This is a genomic window from Microbacterium sp. cf332 (assembly GCF_900102175.1).
Classification (GTDB): domain Bacteria; phylum Actinomycetota; class Actinomycetes; order Actinomycetales; family Microbacteriaceae; genus Microbacterium.
In genome coordinates this window covers 233,435-257,071 of sequence record NZ_FNKN01000003.1, presented here as the reverse complement: position 1 = coordinate 257,071, position 23,637 = coordinate 233,435, and the positions used below count along the sequence as shown (strand labels likewise).

The following is a 23,637-nucleotide window of genomic DNA, read 5'->3' as shown; positions in this document are numbered from 1 at the left end:
CCCGGCGTGAGCCAGCTGTTCAGTCCCCTGACCGTCCGCGCCGTCGAGGTGCGCAACCGCCTGTGGGTCGCCCCCATGTGCCAGTACTCCGCACGGGAGGGCGTGCCGAACGACTGGCACCTCGTGCACCTCGCCCAGTTCGCGTCGGGTGGGGCCGGCCTGGTCATGGCCGAGGCCACGGCCGTCGTGCCGGAGGGGCGGATCACCCCGGACGACACCGGCATCTGGAACGACGAGCAGCGCGACGCCTGGCGACCCATCGTGACGGCCATCCACGACCGCGGCGCGGTCGCCGCGATCCAGCTCGCGCACGCTGGGCGCAAGGCCTCGACGTACCCCCCGTTCGCACCGTCCCGCGGAACCGTCCCCGCCGAGGAGGGAGGGTGGCGACCCCTCGCACCCTCCGCCGTCGCCTTCGACGGCTACACCCGCCCCGACGAGCTCGACGCGGCGCAGATCGACGCGCTCGTCGACGCGTTCGCCGATGGCGCGCGCCGATCCGTCGAGGCCGGGTTCGACGTGCTCGAGATCCACGCCGCGCACGGTTACCTGCTGCATGAGTTCCTGTCGCCGCTGTCGAACCAGCGCACCGACGCGTACGGCGGCTCGCTCGAGAACCGGGCGCGGCTGCTGCTCCGCATCGTCGAGTCCGTGCGGGCCGCCGCGCCGGATGCGCCGCTGTTCGTCCGCTTCTCGGCGACCGACTGGGCCGACGGCGGCTGGGATGTCGCGGACACCGCGACGGTGTCGACGTGGGCGCGCGAGCGCGGCGCCGACCTGGTCGACGTGTCGAGCGGCGGCCTCGTCGCCCACCAGAGCATCACCACGGGCCCGGGCTACCAGGTGCCCTTCGCCCGCGAGATCCGCCGCGCGACCGGGCTACCCACCAGCGCGGTCGGCGAGATCACCAGCGGGACGCAGGCCGAGGACATCCTCGCCGCCGGCGACGCCGACGCGATCATGGCCGGACGCGAGTGGCTGCGCGATCCCCACTTCGGTCTCCGAGCCGCCGACGAGCTCGGCGAGGACGCCACGATCTGGCCGCCGCAGTACGTCCGCGCTCGCCGGCGCTGAGCGTCTGCTCGACGAGACTCGGCACCGTCGCACGGCCGCGGCCGCGGAACACCCGCGCCGCGGCCGTCACGCGTTCCCGGTGCGCCCCGCGATGCGCATCACCGCTGCGCTGGGCCGTCGGCTGCGGCCCAGCGCGGCGCGCGACGCGTCGCGTCGTGCACCTCGCCGATCAGCTCCTCGATGATGTCCTCGAGGAAGAGCACGGCCGTCGTCCGCCCCTCCGCGTCGCGCACCTGCGCGAGGTGGCGGCTCGAACGGCGCATGAGCGCGAGCGCATCCTCGAGGTCGGTCGTCTCCGACACCGGCACCATGAGGTGTATGCGCTTGGCCTTGATGGGCCGTGACGCCGCCTCGTCGGCATCCTCCGCCTCGCGCAGGACATCCTTCAGGTGCACGTAACCGACCGGCTGCCCGGCGTCGTCGACGATGACGTATCGCGAGAAGCCGTGGCGCGAGACCGCCCGCTCGACGTCCTCGGGAGTCGCCGACTCGGGCAGGGTGACCAGTTCGGTCAGCGGCACGGCGACATCCGCCGCCTTCTTGTCGGTGAACTCCATGACGGCCGCGACCGTGCCCGACGCGTCGTCGAGAACACCCTCGATGCGCGAGGTCGCCACGATCGTCGCCACCTCGTCGAGCGTGTAGGTCGAGGTCGCCTCGTCCTTGGGCTCGACGCGGAAGAGCCGGACGGCGTGATTGGCGATCCAGTTGAGCGTCACGATGATCGGGTAGAACAGACGCGAAACCCACCGCAGCGGCGTCGCGAGCAGCAGCACGGCCCGGTCGGGAAGCGAGAAGGCCAGGTTCTTGGGCACCATCTCGCCGAACACCACATGCAGGTACGACACGACCACGAGCGCCACCGCGAAGGCGACGACGTCGACGACGGCCTCACCCCAGCCCGTGAGCCCGAGCGGCACGGCGAGCAGGTGATGGATCGCCGGCTCCGAGACGTTCAGGATGACGAGCGAGCAGATGGTGATGCCGAGCTGACACGTCGCGAGCATGAGCGTCGCGTGCTCCATCGCCCACAGGGCGGTCTTCGCCGAGCGGGATCCCCGATCGGCCAGCGGCTCGATCTGCGACCGGCGCGCCGAGATGACGGCGAATTCGCTTGCCACGAAGAACGCGTTGAACGCCAGCAGCACGACGAGCCACGCCAGTCCGGCCCAGTCGTTCATCGCACTCCCCCCTCGTGGGTCCGCGGCGCCGTGCGGAGGGGCTCGACCGCGTCGTCGGTCGAGGTCGCGTCGGGTGGCGAGGTCGGCTCGAACCGCACGCGGTCGACCCGCCTGCCGTCCATGCGCTGCACCGTCAGGGTGCCGTCCTCGATCTCGACGGTGTCGCCGACGACGGGGATGCGCTCGAGCACACTCATGACGAAACCACCGACGGTGTCGTAGACGTCGCCCTCGGGAACACGGATGCCGGTCCGGTCGAGCACCTCGTCGGGACGCAGCTCGGCGGGGAAGACGATGCCGCCCGTGACGCGGAGCACGCCGGCGCGATTGCGGTCGTGCTCGTCGAGCACTTCACCGACGATCTCCTCGACGAGGTCCTCGAGGGTCACGACCCCCGCCGTCCCGCCGTACTCGTCGACGACGATGGCCATCTGATACCCCTTGGCGCGCAGCTCGGCGAGCACGGCGTCGAGGTGCACGGCCTCGGGAACCCGCAGCGGCTCCTCGGCGATCGCCGCGGCGGGCACATCGGCGCGGCGCTCGCGCGGCACGCTCACGGCCTGCTTGACGTGCGCGATGCCGGTGATGTCGTCCATCGAGTCGCCGAACACCGGGAACCGGCTGTGCCCGGTGCGTCGCGCGAGCTGGATGACGTCCTCGACGCTGTCGCCGGCGGCGACCGCATGCAGGCTCGGACGCGGCGTCATGACGTCGGCCGTCGTGAGGCGGGCGAACGTGAGCGACCGGTCGAGCAGCGACGCGGTGTCCTTCTCGAGCACGCCCGCGCTCGCTGACCGGCGCACGAGGCTCGACAGCTCCTCGGCCGAGCGCGCTCCCGACAGCTCCTCCTTCGGCTCGACGCCGATCGAGCGGAGCACCCCGTTCGCGCTGCCGTTGAGCACCGTGACCGCGGGGCGGAACACCGTCGTGAAGAGGGTCTGGAACGGGATGACGAGCTTCGCCGTCTGCCGCGGGATCGCCAGTGCGAAGTTCTTCGGGACGAGCTCGCCGAGGATCATCGAGAAGACCGTCGCGATCGACACGCCGACGATCGCGGCGACGGGACGCGATACCGTCTCGGGCCAGCCCCACGCCTCGAAGACGGGTGACAGCAGGTTCGAGATCGCCGGCTCCATCGTGTAACCGGTGAGCAGCGTGGTGAGGGTGATGCCGAGCTGCGCGCTCGACAGGTGCGTCGACGTGATGCGCAGCGCGGCGATCGTCATCGCCAGCCGCGACTCTCCCGCCGCCTGACGCGCTTCGAGGTCGGCCCGATCGAGATTGACGAGCGCGAACTCACTCGCGACGAACAGACCGGTGCCGACGGTCAGCAGGAGCCCCACGCCCAGCATGACGAAATCCATCAGGCGTCACCCCCGATCGGTCGGGGTCGGCGGGGCGAGGGTCGGCAACTGGGAGGGTCGTCCATCGTGCGCCCGATCTTACGCCTGTCGGGGGCGTCGCGGCGGGCGGCATCCGCTTCGCTTCCTTTCCTCGCGTGGGTCGCACTTCGGGGTGTCGGGCGCGGTTCGAGCCGCGGTTGATCGCGCGAAGTGCGCTCCCCGTCGCCGGCTGCGGATTGCGCGAACAGGCGCCCGTTCCTCCCCGGGCCGTCTCGGGATGTCGGAGCGCACGGTGTCGGATGCTGCGCGCCGGGCGCCCTCGCGGTCGGACAGGCTTCCCGCATGGCCTGGATGACGCGACCACCGCTGGAGACCGTCGTACGGCGGCGCGAGGCCGACGAGGCCGCCATGCGGCTCCTGGATCGGGCCCGCAGAGCCGGAGCCGGACGGACGCGACGCCTTCGCCGACTTCTGGTGGCCCGACTACGACCACATCGGCGAATTCGACGGCACCGGAAAGTACTTCGACCCGGTGATGCGGCGCGGCCGCACGCCGGAGCAGGCACTCATCGCCGAGAAGGACCGCGGCGACGCGCTACGACGTCAGGTTCGGGCGCTCTCGCGCTGGCGCACGCCCCATCTCCGGAGCCCACGCCTGCTGTACGACATCCTGCGGGACGACGGCCTCCCTTCGGCCCGTCCTCGCCCCGGCCGGTGAACCACACCCCGCGCCGACCCGCGCCAGCCATCGGGCGCACTTCCTGTCTTCGCCCGCAGGAGGAACGGCGTGGCATCCAGCGAACTGCGCCTCGAGTACAGCGGTCGGGCCCGCGGCGAGCTCTACCAGCTGACGGGCAGGGCCTTGCCCTCTTCGTAGCCGGCAGCCGACTGCAGGCCCACGGTCGCACGGTCGTGGAACTCGGCGACCGAGGCGGCTCCCGCGTACGTGAACGACGAGCGAACGCCGGAGGTGATCATGTCGAGCAGATCCTCGATGCCGGGCCGGAGCGGATCGAGGTAGATGCGAGACGAGGAGATGCCTTCGGCGAAGAGCTCCTTCCGGGCGCGCTCGTAGGCGTCGAGGCGTCCGAAGCGGCCGACGACCGCTTTGGTCGACGCCATGCCCCACGATTCCTTGAAGACCCGGCCCTCGTCGTCGACCTGCACCTCGCCGGGCGACTCGATCGTGCCGGCGAACCACGAGCCGATCATGACGGATGCCGCACCGGCGGCGAGCGCGAGCGCGACGTCGCGCGGGTAGCGCACGCCGCCGTCGGCCCACACGTGCGCCCCGCGCTCGGCAGCGGCCTGGGCCGTCTCGAGCACCGCGGAGAACTGGGGGCGTCCGACGGCGGTCATCATGCGGGTCGTGCACATCGCCCCGGGGCCCACGCCGACCTTCAGGATCGTGGCGCCCGCCTCGACGAGGTCGGCAACACCGTCGGCCGTGACGATGTTGCCCGCGACGATCGGCAGGCCGAGGTCGAGGGCGGCGACCTCGCGCAGCGCGCGGAGCATGCCCTCCTGGTGTCCGTGCGCGGTGTCGACCACGAGCACGTCGACACCCGCGGCGGCGAGGGCTCGCGCCTTCGCCTCCGCATCCCCGTTGATGCCGATGGCGGCCGCGACGATGAGCCGGCCGTCGCCGTCGACGGCGGGCCGGTAGATGGCCGAGCGCAGGGCGCTGCGCCGCGAGAGGGTGCCGACGAGTCCGCCCTGGTGCAGCACCGCCACGACGGGAACGTCCGCGGCCTCGATGAGGTCGAAAGCGGCGCGGGCGTCCGGCACATCGTCCGCGTCGATCGCGGTCGGGCGATCGCGGACGAGGTCGCCCAGCCGCGCGTCCGGCAGCGCGGTGGCCAGCCGACCGGCCGGCACGATCCCGGTGATGTCCTCTATGCGCAGCGCCGGGACCCGGGGGTCGGCGACCACGATGCCGTGACCGTCGAGGGCGGGCAGGATGCGGGACGCCTCGGCGACCGTCGCATCGGGCGACAACACGATCGGCGTGTCCCATGCGACGGGCTGATCCTTCACCCATCGGATCGCCTCGTCGAGGTCCTGCAGCGGCATGTCCTGCGGGAGGACGGCCAGGCCGCCGCGACGCGCCAGGGTCGCAGCGAGACGCGGGCCGGTGACCGAGTTCATGTTGGCCGACACGATCGGGAGGGTCGCCGCCGTACCGTCGCCAGGAGCGAGGTCGACGTCGAGCCGACTGGTCACGGCGGATCGACGGGGCACGAGGAAGACGTCGGAATACGTCAGGTCGACCGTGGGCTCAGCTCCGGAGAATCGCATGTCCCCTACGCTACGCCGCGCGCCTACGGGGGTGACGGGGCGGCGGCCGGACAGGGCGGAAGCTCGGTCACGATGCGATACCACGCTCGTCGTCGCGGCATCCGGCCTCATGATCTGGGCTACCCTAGGACACTGTGCGCGGCGGCGGACGACCGCCGTGAGAACTGATCTTCACCGATGAAAGCAGGCGATCTGCCGTGTCCAGCCAGGCGACCGGAATCGGAACCTCGAACGACGGAGAGTTCGGAGCGAACGAATGGCTCGTCGCCGAGCTGTACGAACAGTTCCGAGATGACAAGAACTCGGTGGACAAGGAGTGGTGGCCGACGCTCGAGGCGTACGCGAACCACCTGAACGCGGCCGACGCCACTGCCGCTCCGGCGGCCGCGGCCCAGCCCGCGGCCGCTCAGCCGGCCGCGTCGGCGCATCCCGTGACCGCCCCGGTCCCCACCGTTGGATCCCAGCCCGTCGCCCGCACCACCGCCCGGCCCGCCTCTGCGCAGCCGGTGCCCGCTCAGGCCCCGACGGCGCCGGCCGCCGAGGTCGAGCAGCGCGAAGACGTCGTCACCCCGCTCCGCGGCATGCCGAAGACCCTCGCGGCCAACATGGACGACTCGCTCACGATGCCGACCGCAACGAGCGTTCGCACCATCCCCGCGAAGCTGATGATCGACAACCGCATCGTCATCAACAACCACATGTCGCGAACCCGTGGCGGCAAGATCAGCTTCACCCACCTCATCGGCTGGGCGCTCATCCAGGCGCTCAAGGCCTTCCCGAGCCAGAACGTGTCGTACGCCGAGGTCGACGGCAAGCCGTCGGTCATCGCGCACGCGCACGTCGGCCTCGGCATCGCCATCGACCTGCCCAAGCCCGACGGCACGCGTGCGCTCATGGTGCCGAGCATCAAGCGCGCCGAGTCGCTCACGTTCGACGAGTACCTCTCGGCCTACGAAGACCTGGTCAGCCGCGCCCGCAAGAACAAGCTCACGGCCGCCGACTTCCAGGGCACCACGATCTCGCTGACCAATCCCGGCGGCATCGGCACCGTCCACTCGGTGCCGCGTCTCATGCGCGGGCAGGGCAGCATCATCGGCGCGGGCGCACTCGACTACCCGGCCGAGTTCCAGGGCTCGAGCGAGAAGACGCTCGTCAACCTCGGCGTCGGCAAGACCATCACGCTCACCAGCACCTACGACCACCGCGTCATCCAGGGCGCCGGCTCCGGAGAGTTCCTCAAGACCGTCCACGAGCTGCTCATCGGCAAGAACGGCTTCTACGACGACATCTTCGCGGCGCTGCGCATCCCGTACGCGCCCATCCAGTGGTCGACCGACATCAACGTCGACCTCGCGGAGCGCGTCGACAAGACGGCACGCGTGCAGGAGCTCATCAACTCCTACCGCGTGCGCGGCCACCTCATGGCCGACATCGACCCCCTCGAGTACCGCCAGCGCACGCACCCCGACCTCGAGATCGAGCAGCACGGACTCACGTTCTGGGACCTCGACCGCGAGTTCGTCACCGGCGGCTTCGGCAGCAAGCGCGTCATGAAGCTGCGCGAGATCCTCGGTGTGCTCCGCGACTCGTACTGCCGCACGATCGGCATCGAGTACATGCACATCCAGGACCCCGAGCAGCGCAAGTGGTTCCAGGACAACGTCGAGGTCAAGTATCAGAAGCCGGGCCACGACGAGCAGCTCCGCGTGCTCGGCAAGCTGAACCAGGCCGAGGCGTTCGAGACCTTCCTGCAGACGAAGTACGTCGGTCAGAAGCGCTTCAGCCTGGAGGGCGGCGAGTCGCTCATCCCGCTGCTCGACGAGATCCTGCAGGGTGCCGCGCGCACCGGGCTCGAGGGCGCCGCGATCGGCATGGCCCACCGCGGCCGCCTGAACGTCCTGACCAACATCGCGGGCAAGACCTACGGACAGGTCTTCCGCGAGTTCGAGGGCTCCGTCGCGATCGGGTCGAAGAGCGGCTCCGGCGACGTCAAGTACCACCTCGGCACGGAGGGGACCTTCGTCGGCGACGAGGGCCACGAGCTCCCCGTCTACCTCGCGGCGAACCCGTCGCACCTCGAGACCGTCGACGGCGTGCTCGAGGGCATCGTCCGCGCGAAGCAGGACCGTGGCCCCATCGCCTCCTTCTCGTGGCTGCCGGTGCTCGTGCACGGCGACGCGGCCTTCGCCGGCCAGGGCGTGGTCGTCGAGACCCTGCAGATGTCGCAGCTGCGCGGATACCGCACCGGCGGCACCGTGCACGTCGTGGTGAACAACCAGGTCGGCTTCACCACGCTGCCGCTCGATGCGCGCAGCTCGGTGTACGCCACGGACGTCGCCAAGACGATCCAGGCGCCGATCTTCCACGTCAACGGCGACGACCCCGAAGCCGTCGTCCACGTCGCCCAGCTCGCGTTCCGCTACCGCCAGGAGTTCAAGCGCGACGTCGTCATCGACCTCGTCTGCTACCGCCGCCGCGGCCACAACGAGGGTGACGACCCCTCGATGACCCAGCCCCTCATGACGAACCTCATCGAGGCCAAGCGCTCGGTGCGCCGCCTGTACACCGAGTCGCTCGTCGGTCGCGGCGACATCACCGAGGAGGAGTACGAGCAGGCCAAGCGCGACTTCCAGGACCGCCTCGAGGTCGCGTTCGCCGAGACGCACGCCGCCGAGACCGGAGCCTCCGGCCCGGTCGGGCTGTCGGGTCCCGTCGATCAGGCGGTCGGCGCACCCGAGACGACGGGTGTCGGCCAGGACGTCATCCGCCAGATCGGCGACGCCTTCATCAACGCACCCGAGAACTTCACGGTGCACGGCAAGCTCAAGCAGCTGCTCGAGAAGCGCCACGACATGAGCCGTAACGGCAACATCGACTGGGCGATGGGCGAGCTGTTCGCCTTCGGCTCGCTGCTCATGGAGGGCACGAACGTCCGCCTCGCCGGTCAGGATGCCCGTCGCGGCACGTTCGTGCAGCGGCACGCGGTGCTCCACGACCGATCGAACGGTCAGGAGTGGCTGCCGCTCGCCAATCTGTCCGAGAACCAGGGACGCTTCTACGTCTACGACTCGCTGCTGAGCGAGTACGCGGCGATGGCGTTCGAGTACGGCTACTCCGTCGAGCGCGCCGACTCGCTCGTGCTGTGGGAGGCCCAGTTCGGCGACTTCGCCAACGGCGCACAGTCGGTCATCGACGAGTTCATCTCGTCGGCCGAGCAGAAGTGGGCGCAGCAGTCGGGCGTCGTCCTGCTCCTCCCCCACGGATACGAGGGCCAGGGACCGGACCACTCGTCGGCCCGCATCGAGCGCTACCTGCAGATGTGCGCGCAGGACAACATGACGGTGGCGCGCCCGTCGACGCCGGCATCGTACTTCCATCTCCTCCGTCGGCAGGCGTACGCGCGTCCGCGTCGGCCCCTCGTGGTCTTCACTCCCAAGGCGATGCTCCGCCTGCGCGGCGCCACCAGCCCTGTCGAGGACTTCCAGAACGGCAAGTTCGAGCCCGTCCTCGACGACGCGACGATCACCGACAAGGCTGCCGTCAAGCGCGTGCTGCTGCACGCGGGCAAGATCCACTGGGACCTCAAGGCCGAGCTCGACAAGAAGCCGAACCCGGCGATCGCCCTGGTCAGCCTCGAGCAGTACTACCCCGCTCCGGTCGACGAGCTGAACGCGGTCCTCGCCGAATACCCGAACGCCGAGATCGTCTGGGTCCAGGACGAGCCCGAGAACCAGGGCGCCTGGCCGTTCATCGCTCTGGAGGCATCGGCGAAGCTCGGCGGCCGCCCCGTCCGAGGCATCACGCGGCCGGCTGCGGCGTCCACCGCGACCGGCTCCCCGAAGGTCCACGCGGTCGAGCAGGCGAAGCTGATCGAACAGGCGCTCACGCTCTGACGACGGCGCGAGAAGAGGGTCGGACGTTTCGACGTCCGACCCTCTTCTCATCCCCGCTGTCCGGGCGCCGATCGAGTCGACGTCGCGGACCGACGGAGGGTCAGGCGTGGGCGGCTTCTTGGGCCTGCCGCAGGCGCAGGAGCACCTGATCGCGCAATTCCTCGGGCGCGGTCTCTCGGCATGCGCGCGCCACGACCTCGGTCAACGTGCGCGAGACCAGCGCCTCGTCGCGGCACGCCGGGCACGATTCGAGGTGGGCACGGATGTCGGCGTGCTCGGTCTTGCACACCTCGTCGCGCAGGTACTCTTCCAGGTCACGTCGGGCCTTGTCGCAGCCGCAGTCGCTCATTTCTTGCTCCTCGTGGGGGGCATCGCGATGCCCCGCTCCTTCGCATAGTCGGCCAGCAGGTCACGCAGGAGTCGTCTGCCACGGTGCAGACGGCTCATGACCGTGCCGATCGGGGTTTTCATGATGTCGGCGATCTCCTGGTAGGCGAAGCCCTCGACGTCTGCGAGGTACACCGCCAGTCGGAAATCCTCGGGGATCGACTGGAGGGCATCCTTCACAGCGGATGCCGGCATGTGGTCGATCGCCTCGGCCTCGGCGGACCTGCTGCTCGAGGCGGTGGTGGATTCCGCCCCGCCCAGCTGCCAGTCCTCGAGGTCGTCGATGGTGCCCTGGTAGGGCTCCCGCTGCTTCTTGCGGTACGTGTTGATGTAGGTGTTGGTCAGGATGCGGTACAGCCACGCCTTGAGGTTCGTGCCCTGCGTGAACGACGACCACGACGCGAACGCCTTGACGAACGTCTCTTGCACGAGGTCGGCGGCGTCGGCGGGATTGCGCGTCATCCGCATGGCCGCGGCGTACAGCTGGTCCATGAACGGGAGCGCCTGCTCCTCGAACTGGGCGCTCGGATCGGTGACCGCTTGCTCTTCCATCAGCGGCCAGTCTACGTGGGCGTCCCACGAGGACACCGTGGGATCGGCGAGTGCGATCATGGACTCCCTTCCTCCAGAGGATGAACGCGTTCGATACTGTGGAAACCCATGACTCACGCCGCCTATTCCCCCCGTCCCGCCGACGACGGCGCGCCGTGGCGCGCACCGGTCGCCGACGGCCCCGTCCGCGCCGAGGTGGCGGTCCCCGGATCGAAGTCGCTCACGAATCGCGAGCTCGTGCTCTCCGCGATCGCCGAGACCCCGTCCCGACTCATCGCGCCGCTCCATTCCGACGATTCGGCGCGGATGATCGACGCCCTGCGTGCGCTCGGCGCGGGGATCGAAGCCGTGCCCGGCGAGGGACGTTTCGGCCCCGACCTCGTCGTGACACCGCTGGGGACGGAGTCGGCCGACGCCGTCGTCGACTGCGGACAGGCCGGCACCGTGATGCGCTTCGTCACACCCCTCGCGGGCCTGGCACGGGGCGAGGTGACCGTCACGGCGCACGAGAGCGCCCTCCACCGCCCGATGGCCGAGATGATCCGCAGCCTCCGCGAGCTCGGGGTCGACATCGACGACGGCGGCCGCTGGACGCTCCCCTTCCTCGTCCACGGACACGGTCACGTTCGCGGCGGCGAAGTCACGATCGACGCGAGCGCTTCGAGCCAGTTCGTCTCGGGCCTGCTCCTGGCCGCCCCGCGCTTCGACGTCGGGCTCCGCCTCGTCCATGAGGGGCACCGGCTGCCGAGCATGCCGCACATCGACATGACGGTCGAGGCTCTCGCCCATCGCGGTGTCCACGTCGAGCGGCCCAGCGAGCGCGAGTGGCTCGTGCCCGCCGGTCCGCTGCGCGGCAAGGAGCTCACGATCGAGCCCGACCTGTCGAACGCCGCTCCCTTCCTCGCCGCCGCCGCGCTGACCGGCGGCCGGGTGACGATCCCGCACTGGCCGGTGCACTCCACACAGCCGGGGGCGCTGCTCGCCGACATCCTCACCGAGATGGGCGCGCGCGTCACCCGCCGCAGCGGCGTCCTGTCGGTCACCGGAACGGGTGAGATCCGCGGCGTCGACCTCGATCTCTCGGCGGCGAGCGAGCTGACGCCCTCGCTGTTCGCGCTGGCCGCGTTCGCCGACTCTCCCAGCACCCTCCACGGCATCGGTCACATCCGCGGCCACGAGACCGATCGCATCGCGGCACTCGTGGGAAACCTGCGCGCCCTCGGCGGCCGCGCCGAAGAGCTGGAGGACGGCATCAGGATCGTCCCCGCACCGCTGCGAGGCGGACTGTGGCGCGCTCATCACGACCACCGCATGGCCACCGCCGGGGCGATCATCGGCCTGCGCGTCGCCGGGGTCGAGGTGGACGACATCGGGACGACCGCCAAGACGCTGCCGGAGTTCCCCGAGCTGTGGGCAGAGATGCTCGGCGACGACGTACGGACCGACGGGTGAGCTGGCTCGGCGACGACGACGACGAGCTCGACGAGTACGACGACTCGGGGTTCCGCACACGTCCGAATCCCAAGGCCAATCGCCCGCGCACCAAACGGCGACCGGCGCACAGCGATGCGCACATCGCACGCGTGGTGGGCGTCGACCGCGGCCGGTACACGGTGCTGATCGACGAGGACGGCGACGACGAGCACACGACCCTGGCGGTGCGCGCCCGCGAACTGCGGAGGCAGCCGATCGTCAGCGGTGACCGCGCGCGCGTGGTCGGCGACGTGTCCGGCGACGAGGGGACGCTCGGCCGCATCGTGGGGATCGAACCGCGCACGACGCTGCTGCGCCGCAGCGCCGACGACACCGACCAGGTCGAGCGCATCGTCGTGGCGAATGCCGATCAGATGGTCATCGTCGTCGCCGCTGCAGATCCGGAGCCGCGCCCGCGCCTCGTCGACCGGTACCTCATCGCGGCGCTCGACGCGGGCATGCATCCGATGCTCGTGGTGACCAAGACCGACCTCGCCGACCCGACGGCCTTCCTCGCGCACTTCGAGGGCGTCGACGACCTGGAGGTACTGACCAGTGGACGCGACAGTATGCCCGTCGACGACCTGGGCGCACGACTCGTCGGTCACGCGACGGTGTTCGTCGGGCACTCCGGCGTCGGCAAGTCGACGCTCGTGAACGCTCTCGTCCCGTCCGCGGCACGCGCGACGGGCCACGTGAACGAGGTCACCGGCCGGGGGCGGCACACCTCCAGCTCGACGGTCTCGCTGCGCTACCGCGGTCCCGAGGGCCGCGGCTGGGTCATCGACACCCCGGGCGTCCGCTCTTTCGGCCTCGGCCACGTCGATCCGGCCAACATCCTCGCCGCCTTCACCGACCTCGCCGCCGTCGCCGAGGAATGCCCTCGCGGCTGCACCCACCTCCCCGACGCACCCGACTGCGCGATCGTCGAGGCCGTCGCCGCCGGAGGTCTCGGCGAACGCGGACCGGCACGGCTCGACTCGCTGCAGCGACTGCTCGGCACGTTCTCCGCGGGCGCGGATGCCGCGACCCGCCGTCCTAGGCTGGAGACATGACGCGTCTGGAACCCGGCGACCCCGCCCCCGAATTCACCCTCGACGACCAGGACGGGGCGACCGTCTCGCTGTCGGACCTGCGCGGGCGTCGCACCGTCGTCTTCTTCTACCCCGCGGCGATGACGCCCGGCTGCACGCGCGAGGCCTGCGACTTCCGCGACAGCGTGGACGCGCTGCGCGGTGCGGGTGTCGAAGTCCTCGGCGTCTCGCGCGACGACGAGGCCAAGCTGCGGCGGTTCCGCGAGCAGGAGCAGCTCACCTACCCGCTGCTCAGCGACCCCGACCGCGCCGTCCACGAGGCGTACGGCGCCTGGGGCGAGAAGAAGAACTACGGCAAGACCGTCGAGGGAGTCATCCGCTCCACCTTCGTCATCGACCCCGAGGGCCGCATCGAGCACGCGCTATACAACGTGAAGGCAACCGGGCACGTCGCCCGCGTCCGCACCCTGCTCGGCCTCGGCTGACCCCGCCGCGGCTCAGCGCGTGTCGCGCTCCCGCGCGGCACGGCGCGAGGCTGCGATCAGCAGCACGAAGCCGATGGCGCCCGGCACAGCGATGAGCACGGCTGTGCCGGCATCGGCGTACTGACCGGTGGCCGCGCCCAGGGCGACGGCGAGGATGAGCAGTTGGGCGACGATGCCGCCCGACCGGCCCCACGACACCCGGCGCCAGACCGACACCGCGAAGGCGGCGAGCGCCGCGGCAGCGACCGCGGTCAGCACGATGAGCGCGACCGAGCTGGGCACGTCGATCGTGTCGCCCCCGAGGAGAGCGACGATCTCCCACCCGACGACCGCGAGGAGCGCGACGGATTCGGCGGCCAGCACCGCTCCCGCGATGCGTTCGACAGCAGAGGGCGCCATGGCATCCGACCTTCGATCCGGGCCGCCCGGCGCCGGTATTCACGGCGCGACGGCGAGCAAATCCGCAGTTCACCCTTGATTCACCTGTCCGGGCTATGGGACGATAGATCAAGCCGTGTGCTCCCACAGCGAAGTGGGGCGAGCATCCGCTCGCACACTTAACCAGGGTACCGGACTACCCGAGTCCGGCCCGACAGAACCACCACCCCAAGGAGCACCACATGGATTGGCGCGACAAGTCTGCCTGCCTGACCGTCGACCCCGAACTCTTCTTCCCCGTGGGGAACACCGGCCCGGCCGTCGATCAGATCGAGAAGGCCAAGGCCGTCTGTGCACGCTGCACCGTGACCGAGGTCTGCCTGCAGTACGCCCTCGAGACCGGACAGGACTCGGGCGTCTGGGGCGGCCTCTCCGAGGACGAGCGTCGCGCGCTGAAGCGCCGCGCCGCACGCGCGCGTCGCGCGTCCTGACCTCCGCCACGAACCGGTGTCGCGCCTCGCACGACGCCGGTTTTGCTTGTCGGAGGGAGCGGAGCGGCGGCCCTCAGCCCGCGTCGCGCTCGATGTAGCGCAGCGGGATCTCGATCGTCACCTCGGTGCCGCTGCCGACGAGCGTGTGCCAGTCGATCGTCCCACTGAGCTCGCCCTGGATGAGCGTGCGTACGATCTGCGTCCCGAGACCGCGTCCCACCTGCCCCTCGGGCAGTCCGATGCCCGAGTCCCGGACCTTGACCTCGAGGTGCTCGGCCGAGCGCTCCGCGACGATCTCGACGTCGCCCTCCGTGCCGGCCAGCCCGTGCTCCACCGCGTTCGTCACGAGCTCGGTCAGCGCGAGCGCGAGCGGAGTCGCGTACTCGCTCGGAAGGGTGCCGAACTCTCCCGACGAGCGGGTGCGTGCCCGCGTGTTCGGTGCCGCGGCGACCTCGGCGACGAGCTTGAGCACGCGGGCGAAGACCTCGTCGAAGTCGACGTTCTGCGCGAGGCCCTCCGAGAGCGTGTCATGCACGACGGCGATGGCCGAGACCCGACGCATCGCCTGCGTGAGCGCGTCGCGTGCCTCTTCGGAATGGGTCCGGCGGGCCTGGATGCGCAGCAGCGAGGCGACGGTCTGCAGATTGTTCTTCACGCGGTGGTGGATCTCGCGGATCGTCGCATCCTTCGTGATGAGCTCCTGCTCCTGGTGGCGGATCTCGCTCACGTCGCGGCACAGCACGATCGCGCCGATGCGGTTCCCGTGGTCGCGCAACGGGATCGTGCGCAGGGACACCGTCACCCCGCGGGCCTCGATGTCGGCTCGCCAGGGGGCGCGGCCGGCCATGACGATGGGCAGCGACTCGTCGAATTCGCGCTTGCTGGGCAGGATCGCCGTCGCCACCTCGATGAGGGGCTCGCCCTCGAGCTCGTCCTCGAACCCCAGGCGGTTGAAGGCCGACAGCGCGTTGGGACTGGCGAACGTCGTCATCCCGTCGACGTCGAGGCGGATCAGCCCGTCGGACGCGCGGGGCGCACCGCGTCGGGGCGCCGTGGGCGCGTTGAGGTCGGGGAAGTCCGAGGATGCGACCATGCCGAAGAGGTCGTCGGCGCAGTCGTTGAAGGTGATCTGCTGGCGCGACGGCGTCCGCGCCTCGCCCAGGTTCGTGTGCCGGGTCAGCACACCCACGACGTGGGCCGCGCGTCCCTCGGCGGCGCGCTCGCGAACGATCGGCACGGCGCGCACCCGCGTCGGGGTCTCCTCGAACCAGTCGGGTGAGGCCGAGTCGACGATGCGCGCCTGCGTGAAGGCGTCAGTGACCTGCGTGCGCCACTGCGGTCGCACCCGATCGCCCACGATGTCTCGGTAGAAGAGGGTCGCCGCTCCCCCGGGTCGAGTGTGGGCGACAGCGATGAACGAGTCGTCGGCCGTGGGCACCCAGATGACGATGTCGGCGAAAGCGAGGTCGGCCAGCAGCTGCCCGTCGCCCGCGAGGCGATGGAGCCACTCGACGTCGGCGTCGGTGGAGAGTCCCTGGGCATGGACGAGATCGCTGAGGGTCGACACCATCCCAGACTAGGGGGCCGATCGGACGCCCGCGGCTCCCACGACATCGCGATCGCGCCGTCGTCCGCGCGCCCGCGGCTCCGGCGGCGACACCGCCTCGCCGACCAGCCGCCGGACGGCCGCGGGGATCGCGCCGCGGCCGTTGCCCTCGCCCACGGGCCGCGCAGCGAGGAGTGCCGCATCCGTCGCGCGCGGGTCGCAGGGGACGAACCAGCACCGCTCGACACCCGCGTAGCGCTCGAGGCTCCGCCGGATCTGCCCCCGAGCGTCGATGCCGAGGGCGCCGGCCCGCAGCTTGTTGACGACGACGTGCACCGGGGTCGAGCCGACGACGGCACGCAGATCGGGGTATGTCTTGAGGAACCTCGCGAGGGCGACGGGATCGGCGGCGGTGACGGCGACGACCATGTCGGCGGCCTCGAGTGCGGCGATCGTCGCGGCGTTCCGACGCGGTCCGTCCAGATCGCTGACGATCTCCTCGTCCCGCTCCAGGGATGCCGCCACATCGACCACCAGATCATCGACCCAGAGCCGGCCGATCTCGAGCACGCGCTGCAGCCGCGGTGCTGCCACCTCCGGCCAGCGGGCGACACGGTTGATGCCCGCGAGCACGTCGAAACCGCCTGCCGGCTCGGCGATCCGCGCGAGCTCCGCGGCGGTGAGCTCGTCCCTCGCGGCCCGACGGCAGGCGCCGGCGAGGCCGGGGCCCTCGTCGGGGATGCCGAGCGCGACCGCCACAGCCGGGGCGTGGGTGTCGGCGTCGGCGAGAGCCACGCCCCGGTCACCCCGGCCCAGCTCGCGCGCGAGCTCGATCGCGAGGGTCGTGCGCCCCGGCGCACCCGCCGCACCCCAGACGACGATGACGCGGCCCCGCGTGACCTCGATCGGCGCGGACGAGGGCAGTGCGTGGACGGCCTCCAGCGGATCGGTGCCGGCGTCGACGACGGCGACGCCGAGCCTCTCGGCCGCGCGCCGCTCGTCTGCGCTCGCGCTCCAGGCGACGATCCGCGTGCCGGTCCTGTCGCAGAGCGCGACGACCGAACCGGTGAGCCACGCCCGCGAGGCCGCCACGATGAGGACATCCGCTGCGGCGAAAGGCGCGTCGGACTCCGCCGCGCCGGCGGCGGCCTCGAGCTCGTCGCGCGTGAGGCCCCGAACCCCGCCGTGCCCGCCCGCGCGGAGTCGGTCGACGACGCGGACCGCGTCGGGCAGCGCGACGACGACCCGCATCAGCGCGGCCCCGGGCCGGTCGCGACCACGGAGACCGCGTCGCCCGCGCTGACGGCTGCGAGGACCGCCGCGACGTCTGCGCGCGATACCGCGAGCTCGACGGCTGCCGCCCGCTGTGCCATGAGTCCCTCGCCGCTCTGGATCGCGCGGACGGTTGCATCCCGGACGAGGACGCGGGGATCGCCGAAGACCCCGCGATCGGTCTGCGGGGCGCTCCACACCTCGACGCGGGTACCCGCCGAGACCGAGCCCGGCACCGCGCCGGCCGTCTGGACCACGACGGTCGTGACGTCGATATCGCCCGGTTCAGCGACTGCACTGAGCGGCAGAAGCTCGCCGGTGGGGACCGTCCGCGTCGCCACGGCGCCCACTGCGAGGCTCCCCGGAGCCGCGTAGACCTCGTCGGCGGGTCCCAGCACGACGTCGACGACCCGCAGATCGGCCGCATCGATCGGCTCGCCGACGATGATGGTCCGGGCCGCGCTCAAGACGGGTGAGGTCTGCCGAGCCTCGGCGACGACCAGCCAGACCCCGGCGACGGAGACCAGGACGAGCACCGCCCCGATGGCGACCCGGAGATCGGCCCGGGCGAATCGACGACGGAAGGCGGAACGAGCGAACATGACCTCATGCTGGTCGAACCGATCGGGGCACGTCCGTCGTTGTCCACAGGGGTGTCAAGCCCCGATCGGATGAGGGCGCTCCAGCGCATAATGTCCCCATGCCCGCCCCATCCGACCGCGCGTGCTTCCTCCTCCCCTCTCAGGTCGCCGAGATGCTGCAGATCGAGGTCGACGAGGTGATCGCCCTCGTCGGCGAGGGACGATTGGTCGGAGCGAAAGTCGGGACTCCCGCCCGCTGGCGTATCGAGGGCGCGAGCGTGGAGGACTACCTCGACGCGCAGGTCGAGGACGCCCGGCGGGCCGCCCTGTGGCAGCAGTCCCAGGTCGCGAGCTTCCCCGAGCTGTGGTCCCGCCGCGAGCGCGGCGACTGAAGGTTCACGCGCCCTCGCCCCGTAGCTGGACCACGTGGATCGCGGAGAAGGCGACCAGGCAGTGGCCGGTCACCGCGGCCGCCCGCCGGGGCTCCCCGGCCTCGTGCACGGCGAGATCGAGATGGTCGGCGCCGGCACGGTCGATCGTGCCGCTCCAGCTCCGCCCCGCGTCGCAGACGAGGCGGACACCGATCCGGCGGCGAGCGAGGTCGCGGAGGACGAAGCCGAGGCCCATACGATCGGACAGTCCGGTCCGCGCTCCGGCGGGACGAGCGCTGCGCAGGAGATCGGGCTCGGCCGCGATGATGGCGTCGACCGCCGGGATCGGCACGATGGCCGCGCCGCGCCGGTCGCCGACGTCGAGACTCGCCCAATCGGCTCCCACCCCGGTCAGCCGGCCGCGCACGGGCTCCGGTGCGCGGACTTCCAGCGCTAGGTCGTCTCCGATCAGACCGACGAGACGTTCGCGCAGGCCGAGCCGCGACAAACGCAGTCGTTCGGCCTCGGTGTCGAGCGCCGCACGCTCGGCCTCCCACTCGGAGTCGAGCTGGAGTTCGAGATCCTCGAAGAACCGCTGCCATCGCACGCGGCGAGGCTAGCGGGCGCATGGGCGTGCCCGGGGGCACTGTCCACAGGTTGGAGGATTCTCATCCGGCCATATCCGGCAGTGTGCTGTACTCATCGGCATCACTGGACCCCGATGAGAGGAGGTGCGTGCGATGACATCTCTGAGCGCCGACCACCCCCGCAGGTACCCCCGTATCGGTTCCTCGCTCGACGTCGCCGAGTACTTCGCACCGCAGCCGACGGCCACCGCCGACCTTCCCGATCCCGAGCCGCTCGTACGCAACCTGACCCGTGGTGTGCTCGAGGTCCTCGCCGGCGTGCGCGAGGTCGAGCAGCTCGCACGGTGGCTCAGCGAGGACGCCTTCCGCGCGCTGGTGACGCGCAGCAACCTCGCAGCCCGCGCGCGCAGCGCACGTCAGGTGACGCCGTCACGACCGGTGCACTCGATCGTCACGGTCCGGCTGTGCGAGCCCGCGGACGGCGTCGTCGAGGCGACGGTCGTCGTGACCACCCCGCACCGCACCCGCGCCGTCGCCATGCGCCTCGAGGGACTCGACGGCCGGTGGCGTGCGACGTCGCTCGCGCTGCTGTGACGGCGCCGTCGTCGCGCGCTACTGCTTGTACGACGACAGGAAGTTGCCCAGCCGCTCGATCGCCTCGGTGAGCACGCGGGCCTCGGGCAGCGTCACGATGCGGAGGTGATCCGGGTCGGGCCAGTTGAAGCCGGTGCCCTGCACCAGCAGCACGTGCTCCGCGACCAGGAAGTCGTAGACCAGCTTGCCGTCGTCGTGGATGTCGTACACCTCGGGGTCGAGCCGCGGAAAAGCGTAGAGCGCGCCCTCGGGCTTGTGGCAGGTGACGCCGGGGATGCTCTCGAGCCCCTTCCATGCGGCATCCCGCTGCTCGTGGAGCCGACCCGTCGGGGCGATGAGCGCCTCGATCGACTGCACCCCCGACAGCGCCGCCTGCACGGCGTACTGCGCCGGGACGTTCGGGCACAGGCGCGTCGAGGCGAGCAGCTGGATGCCTTCGAGGAAGCCCTTGGCGTGCGCCTTCGGTCCCGTGATCACGAGCCACCCCGACCGGTATCCCGCGACGCGGTAGGTCTTGGAGAGGCCGTTGAAGGTCAGGCAGAGCAGATCGGGAGCGAGCGTCGCGAGCGGGATGTGGGTGGCCCCGTCGTACAGGATGCGGTCGTAGATCTCGTCGGAGAGGAGCAGCAGGGAGTGCTCGCGCGCGATCTCGACGATGCCCTCGAGCACCTCGCGGCTGTAGACCGCCCCCGTCGGGTTGTTCGGGTTGATGACGACGATGGCCTTGGTCTGCGGCGTCACCTTCGACCGGATGTCGTCGAGGTCGGGCTCCCAGCCCTGGGTCGCGTCGCACAGGTAGTGCACGGGCTTGCCGCCCCCGAGGCTCGTCATGGCCGTCCACAGCGGATAGTCGGGGGCGGGGATGAGCACCTCGTCGCCCTCGTCGAGGAGCGACTGCATCGTCATGGTGATGAGTTCGGAGACACCGTTGCCGAGATACACGTCGTCGGGGTCGACGTGCGGGAACCCGGGCACCTGCTCATAGCGCGAGACGACGGCACGTCGCGCGGAGAGGATGCCGCGGCTGTCGCTGTAGCCGTGGGCGTGCGGCACCGATTCGATCATGTCGCGCACGATCTGGAACGGCGCCTCGAATCCGAAGATCGCGGGGTTGCCGGTGTTCAGCTTCAGCACCCGGTGTCCGTCGGCCTCGAGACGGTCGGCCTCGGCCAGGGCGCTGCCACGGATCTCGTAGAGGACGTCCTTGAGCTTGGATGACTGGTCGAGGGTACGGCGCTTCATCCGATCAGGATATCGGGGGGCCGAGCGGGCCGATCGACGATGCGTGGCCCGCTCGGGAGGTCACTTCTTCTTGCCCGCGGCGCGACGGGCGGCACGGTTGCCCGCTTCGTCGGCGTCGTCGGATGCGACCTTCTGACCGAAGGAGCCCCGCGGAGCGTCGGCCGGGGCGTCCTGCTCGGTGGCCTGCTGACGCGCCTTCGCGGTGGCGGACTTCTGGACCTGGCCGCGGTCGTTGCGCACCTCGACCTCGCCCGACCCGGTGTCGCTCGGCGCCGAGTACTCGAGCTTCTGCGTCTCGACGGGTGTCGGGGCCAGGCCCTTCGCGTCGACGTCGCCGCTCTCGGGCGAACGCACCTCGACCTCGAGGTTGTAGAGGAAGCCGACCGACTCCTCCTTGATCTGGCTCATCATCGACTGGAACATCTCGTAGCCCTCGCGCTGGTACTCGATGAGCGGGTCGCGCTGAGCCATGGCGCGCAGACCGATGCCGTCCTTGAGGTAGTCCATCTCGTAGAGGTGGTCTCGCCAGCGGCGGTCGAGCACCTGCAGCACCACGCGGCGCTCCAGCTCGCGCATCGCCGGCTCACCGAGCGACTCCTCGCGGTTCTGGTACGCGATCTTCGCGTCGGAGAGAAGCTCGCGCTTGAGGACCTCGGGCGTGATGCGGCCCTTGTTCCCCGCCTCCGAGACGACCTCGTCGATCGTGACGCCGACCGGGTAGAGGGTCTTGAGCTCGGTCCACAGGGCGTCGAAGTCCCAGCTCTCGGTGTGGCCCGACGAGGTGTGGTCGTCGATGACGGCGCTGATGGCGTCCTCGACGAAGTGCTGCACACGCTCCGACAGATCGTCTCCGTGCAGCACCTGACGACGATCGGTGTAGATCGCCTCGCGCTGCCGATTGAGGACGTCGTCGTACTTGAGGACGTTCTTGCGGATCTCGGCGTTGCGCGCCTCGACCTGCGACTGGGCGCTCTTGATCGCCCGGGAGACCATGGACGACTCGATCGCGACGTCCTCGGGGAAGTTCGTGCGCGCGAGGATCGCCTCGGCGGCTCCCGACTGGAACAGACGCATGAGGTCGTCCGTGAGCGACAGATAGAAGCGGCTCTCGCCGGGGTCGCCCTGACGGCCGGACCGGCCGCGCAGCTGGTTGTCGATACGACGGGACTCGTGGCGCTCCGTGCCGAGAACGTAGAGACCGCCGGCCGCGACGACCTTGGCAGCCTCTTCGGCGACCGTGTCGCGGACCGAGGCGAACACCTCGTCCCACGCGGACTCGTACTCGTCCGGCGTCTCGACCGGGTCGAGGCCGCGCGACTTCATCTCCTGCACGGCGAGGAACTCGGCGTTGCCGCCGAGCATGACGTCGGTACCGCGGCCGGCCATGTTGGTCGCGACGGTGACGGCACCCAGACGTCCGGCGCGGGCGACGACCTCGGCCTCGCGCGCGTGGTTCTTCGCGTTGAGGACCTCGTGCTTGACGCCCTTCTTCGCGAGCAGGCGCGACAGGTACTCGCTCTTCTCGACGCTCGTCGTGCCGACGAGGACGGGCTGGCCGCCGGCGTGACGCTCGACGATGTCCTCGACGACCTGCGCGAACTTCGCCGTCTCGTTCTTATAGACGAGATCGGGCTGATCCTTGCGGATCATCGGCTTGTTGGTGGGGATCGGAACGACGCCGAGCTTGTAGGTCGACATGAACTCGGCGGCCTCGGTCTCGGCGGTACCGGTCATGCCCGAGAGCTTGTCGTAGAGCCGGAAGTAGTTCTGCAGCGTGACGGTCGCGAGGGTCTGGTTCTCGGCCTTGACCGGCACCCCCTCCTTCGCCTCGATGGCCTGGTGGATGCCCTCGTTGTAGCGCCGCCCGACGAGGATGCGGCCGGTGTGCTCGTCGACGATCATGACCTCGTCGTTCATGACGACGTAGTCGGTGTCGCGCTTGAAGAGCGCGCGCGCCTTGATCGAGTTGTTGAGGAACGAGATCAGCGGGGTGTTCGCCGACTCGTAGAGGTTGTCGATGCCGAGGTAGTCCTCGACCTTCTCGATGCCGGGCTCGAGCACACCCACCGTGCGCTTCTTCTCGTCGACCTCGTAGTCGACGCCGGGCTCGAGCGTCGTGGCGACGCGCGCGAACTCGACGAACCAGCGGTTCGCCTCACCCGACGACGGGCCCGAGATGATGAGGGGCGTGCGAGCCTCGTCGATGAGGATCGAGTCGACCTCGTCGACGACGGCGAAGAAGTGGCCGCGCTGCACGAGGTCCTCGCGACGCCACGCCATGTTGTCGCGCAGGTAGTCGAAGCCGAACTCGTTGTTCGTGCCGTAGGTGATGTCGGCGGCGTACTGGGCACGGCGCACCTCGGGCGTCTGCCCGGCGACGATCGTGCCCGTCGTCATGCCGAGGGCACGGTAGACGCGGCCCATGAGCTCCGACTGGTACGACGCGAGGAAGTCGTTGACGGTGATGACGTGCACGCCCTGGCCGGCGATGGCGTTCAGGTAGGCCGCGAAGGTCGCCGTGAGAGTCTTGCCCTCACCGGTCTTCATCTCCGCGATGTTGCCGAGGTGGAGCGCGGCCCCACCCATGACCTGGACGTCGTAGGGACGCTGGCCGAGCGTGCGCTTGGCGGCCTCGCGGACGGCGGCGAACGCCTCGGGCATGAGCCGGTCGAGCGTCTCGCCGGCCTCGTACCGGGCACGGAGCTCGACGGTCTCGTTGCGCAGTTCCTCGTCGGTGAGGTGCGCGTAGTCCTCTTCGAGCGCGCCCACGGCCTTGACGATCTGCTGCAGGCGGCGGAGCACTCGGCCCTCACCGGCGCGGAGCAGTTTCTCGAGGGGATTGGCCACGGCGTATC

General features: G+C 70.5%; 20 protein-coding genes. 8 read left to right on the top strand and 12 right to left on the bottom strand.

Going from position 1 to position 23,637, the window contains the following annotated elements:
• Positions 1-6 precede the first annotated feature (6 nt).
• Positions 7-1,074: an NADH:flavin oxidoreductase/NADH oxidase gene (locus BLT21_RS12750; protein ID WP_091502729.1), complete on the top strand. Its 1,068-nt coding sequence runs from the start codon at positions 7-9 to the stop codon at positions 1,072-1,074.
• Positions 1,075-1,172: 98 nt separating this feature from the next.
• Here BLT21_RS12750 and BLT21_RS12745 read toward each other — a convergent pair whose 3' ends face one another.
• From BLT21_RS12745 to BLT21_RS12730, 3 genes are all read right to left on the bottom strand, one after another.
• Positions 1,173-2,255, bottom strand: coding sequence for a hemolysin family protein (locus BLT21_RS12745; RefSeq protein ID WP_091502727.1), 1,083 nt, complete (start codon positions 2,253-2,255; stop codon positions 1,173-1,175).
• Positions 2,252-3,619 (bottom strand): hemolysin family protein, encoded by a 1,368-nt coding sequence (locus BLT21_RS12740; protein ID WP_091502725.1) that lies wholly within the window; start codon positions 3,617-3,619, stop codon positions 2,252-2,254. The genes BLT21_RS12745 and BLT21_RS12740 overlap by 4 nt, the downstream gene beginning before the upstream one ends.
• An 819-nt stretch (positions 3,620-4,438) precedes the next feature.
• Complete coding sequence (locus BLT21_RS12730) at positions 4,439-5,896, bottom strand: GMP reductase (protein ID WP_091502721.1); 1,458 nt, start codon at positions 5,894-5,896, stop codon at positions 4,439-4,441.
• Positions 5,897-6,093: 197 nt separating this feature from the next.
• Between BLT21_RS12730 and BLT21_RS12725 the strand changes: the two genes are divergently transcribed.
• Positions 6,094-9,789 (top strand): multifunctional oxoglutarate decarboxylase/oxoglutarate dehydrogenase thiamine pyrophosphate-binding subunit/dihydrolipoyllysine-residue succinyltransferase subunit, encoded by a 3,696-nt coding sequence (locus BLT21_RS12725; RefSeq protein ID WP_176786909.1) that lies wholly within the window; start codon positions 6,094-6,096, stop codon positions 9,787-9,789.
• Between the two features lie 100 nt (positions 9,790-9,889).
• Here BLT21_RS12725 and BLT21_RS12720 read toward each other — a convergent pair whose 3' ends face one another.
• Together BLT21_RS12720 and BLT21_RS12715 are read right to left on the bottom strand one after the other, a co-directional pair.
• Positions 9,890-10,138, bottom strand: coding sequence for a zf-HC2 domain-containing protein (locus tag BLT21_RS12720; protein WP_091502719.1), 249 nt, complete (start codon positions 10,136-10,138; stop codon positions 9,890-9,892).
• Complete coding sequence (locus tag BLT21_RS12715; protein WP_091503445.1) at positions 10,135-10,728, bottom strand: sigma-70 family RNA polymerase sigma factor; 594 nt, start codon at positions 10,726-10,728, stop codon at positions 10,135-10,137. Before BLT21_RS12715 ends, BLT21_RS12720 begins: the two co-directional genes overlap by 4 nt.
• A gap of 108 nt (positions 10,729-10,836) precedes the next feature.
• Between BLT21_RS12715 and aroA the strand changes: the two genes are divergently transcribed.
• Genes aroA through bcp form a run of 3 tightly spaced genes read left to right on the top strand, consistent with a single transcriptional unit; the run spans position 10,837 to position 13,720 of the window.
• Positions 10,837-12,180, top strand: a complete 1,344-nt coding sequence (gene aroA / locus BLT21_RS12710) for a 3-phosphoshikimate 1-carboxyvinyltransferase (protein ID WP_091502717.1) — start codon at positions 10,837-10,839, stop codon at positions 12,178-12,180.
• A complete protein-coding gene (gene rsgA / locus BLT21_RS12705; RefSeq protein ID WP_091502715.1) occupies positions 12,177-13,256 on the top strand; it encodes a ribosome small subunit-dependent GTPase A in 1,080 nt (359 codons plus the stop codon). The genes aroA and rsgA overlap by 4 nt, the downstream gene beginning before the upstream one ends.
• Positions 13,253-13,720 carry a thioredoxin-dependent thiol peroxidase gene (gene bcp / locus BLT21_RS12700; RefSeq protein WP_091502713.1) on the top strand — a complete coding sequence of 156 codons (468 nt, stop codon included), beginning with the start codon at positions 13,253-13,255 and terminating at the stop codon, positions 13,718-13,720. The genes rsgA and bcp overlap by 4 nt, the downstream gene beginning before the upstream one ends.
• A 12-nt stretch (positions 13,721-13,732) precedes the next feature.
• On the opposite strand, the gene BLT21_RS12695 is transcribed toward bcp, so the two are convergent.
• Positions 13,733-14,119, bottom strand: coding sequence for a histidine kinase (locus tag BLT21_RS12695; protein ID WP_091502711.1), 387 nt, complete (start codon positions 14,117-14,119; stop codon positions 13,733-13,735).
• Positions 14,120-14,340: 221 nt separating this feature from the next.
• Between BLT21_RS12695 and BLT21_RS12690 the strand changes: the two genes are divergently transcribed.
• Positions 14,341-14,589: a WhiB family transcriptional regulator gene (locus BLT21_RS12690; RefSeq protein WP_047542656.1), complete on the top strand. Its 249-nt coding sequence runs from the start codon at positions 14,341-14,343 to the stop codon at positions 14,587-14,589.
• A 73-nt stretch (positions 14,590-14,662) separates the two neighbouring features.
• On the opposite strand, the gene BLT21_RS12685 is transcribed toward BLT21_RS12690, so the two are convergent.
• Genes BLT21_RS12685 through BLT21_RS12675 form a run of 3 tightly spaced genes read right to left on the bottom strand, consistent with a single transcriptional unit; the run spans position 14,663 to position 18,009 of the window.
• Positions 14,663-16,156: a sensor histidine kinase gene (locus BLT21_RS12685; RefSeq protein WP_091503442.1), complete on the bottom strand. Its 1,494-nt coding sequence runs from the start codon at positions 16,154-16,156 to the stop codon at positions 14,663-14,665.
• A gap of 9 nt (positions 16,157-16,165) precedes the next feature.
• Positions 16,166-17,386, bottom strand: a complete 1,221-nt coding sequence (locus BLT21_RS12680) for a CpaE/TadZ family protein (protein ID WP_091502708.1) — start codon at positions 17,384-17,386, stop codon at positions 16,166-16,168.
• Entirely contained in the window at positions 17,386-18,009 is a 624-nt protein-coding gene (locus BLT21_RS12675) for an SAF domain-containing protein (protein WP_091502706.1), read from the bottom strand. Before BLT21_RS12675 ends, BLT21_RS12680 begins: the two co-directional genes overlap by 1 nt.
• A 98-nt stretch (positions 18,010-18,107) precedes the next feature.
• Here BLT21_RS12675 and BLT21_RS12670 point away from each other — a divergent pair, with 98 nt between their 5' ends.
• A complete protein-coding gene (locus BLT21_RS12670) occupies positions 18,108-18,380 on the top strand; it encodes a helix-turn-helix domain-containing protein (RefSeq protein ID WP_091502703.1) in 273 nt (90 codons plus the stop codon).
• A 4-nt stretch (positions 18,381-18,384) separates the two neighbouring features.
• Here BLT21_RS12670 and BLT21_RS12665 read toward each other — a convergent pair whose 3' ends face one another.
• Positions 18,385-18,966 carry a hypothetical protein gene (locus tag BLT21_RS12665; RefSeq protein WP_091502701.1) on the bottom strand — a complete coding sequence of 194 codons (582 nt, stop codon included), beginning with the start codon at positions 18,964-18,966 and terminating at the stop codon, positions 18,385-18,387.
• Positions 18,967-19,099: 133 nt separating this feature from the next.
• On the opposite strand from BLT21_RS12665, the gene BLT21_RS12660 reads away from it, so the two are divergent.
• The gene (locus BLT21_RS12660; protein WP_091502699.1) at positions 19,100-19,540 is read left to right on the top strand and encodes an Rv3235 family protein; all 441 of its coding nucleotides are present in this window, start codon (positions 19,100-19,102) and stop codon (positions 19,538-19,540) included.
• Positions 19,541-19,558: 18 nt separating this feature from the next.
• On the opposite strand, the gene BLT21_RS12655 is transcribed toward BLT21_RS12660, so the two are convergent.
• On the bottom strand, positions 19,559-20,782 hold the full coding sequence (locus tag BLT21_RS12655) for a pyridoxal phosphate-dependent aminotransferase (RefSeq protein ID WP_091502696.1): 1,224 nt from the start codon (positions 20,780-20,782) through the stop codon (positions 19,559-19,561).
• A 60-nt stretch (positions 20,783-20,842) separates the two neighbouring features.
• The gene (gene secA, locus BLT21_RS12650) at positions 20,843-23,629 is read right to left on the bottom strand and encodes a preprotein translocase subunit SecA (protein ID WP_091502694.1); all 2,787 of its coding nucleotides are present in this window, start codon (positions 23,627-23,629) and stop codon (positions 20,843-20,845) included.
• Positions 23,630-23,637 lie beyond the last annotated feature (8 nt).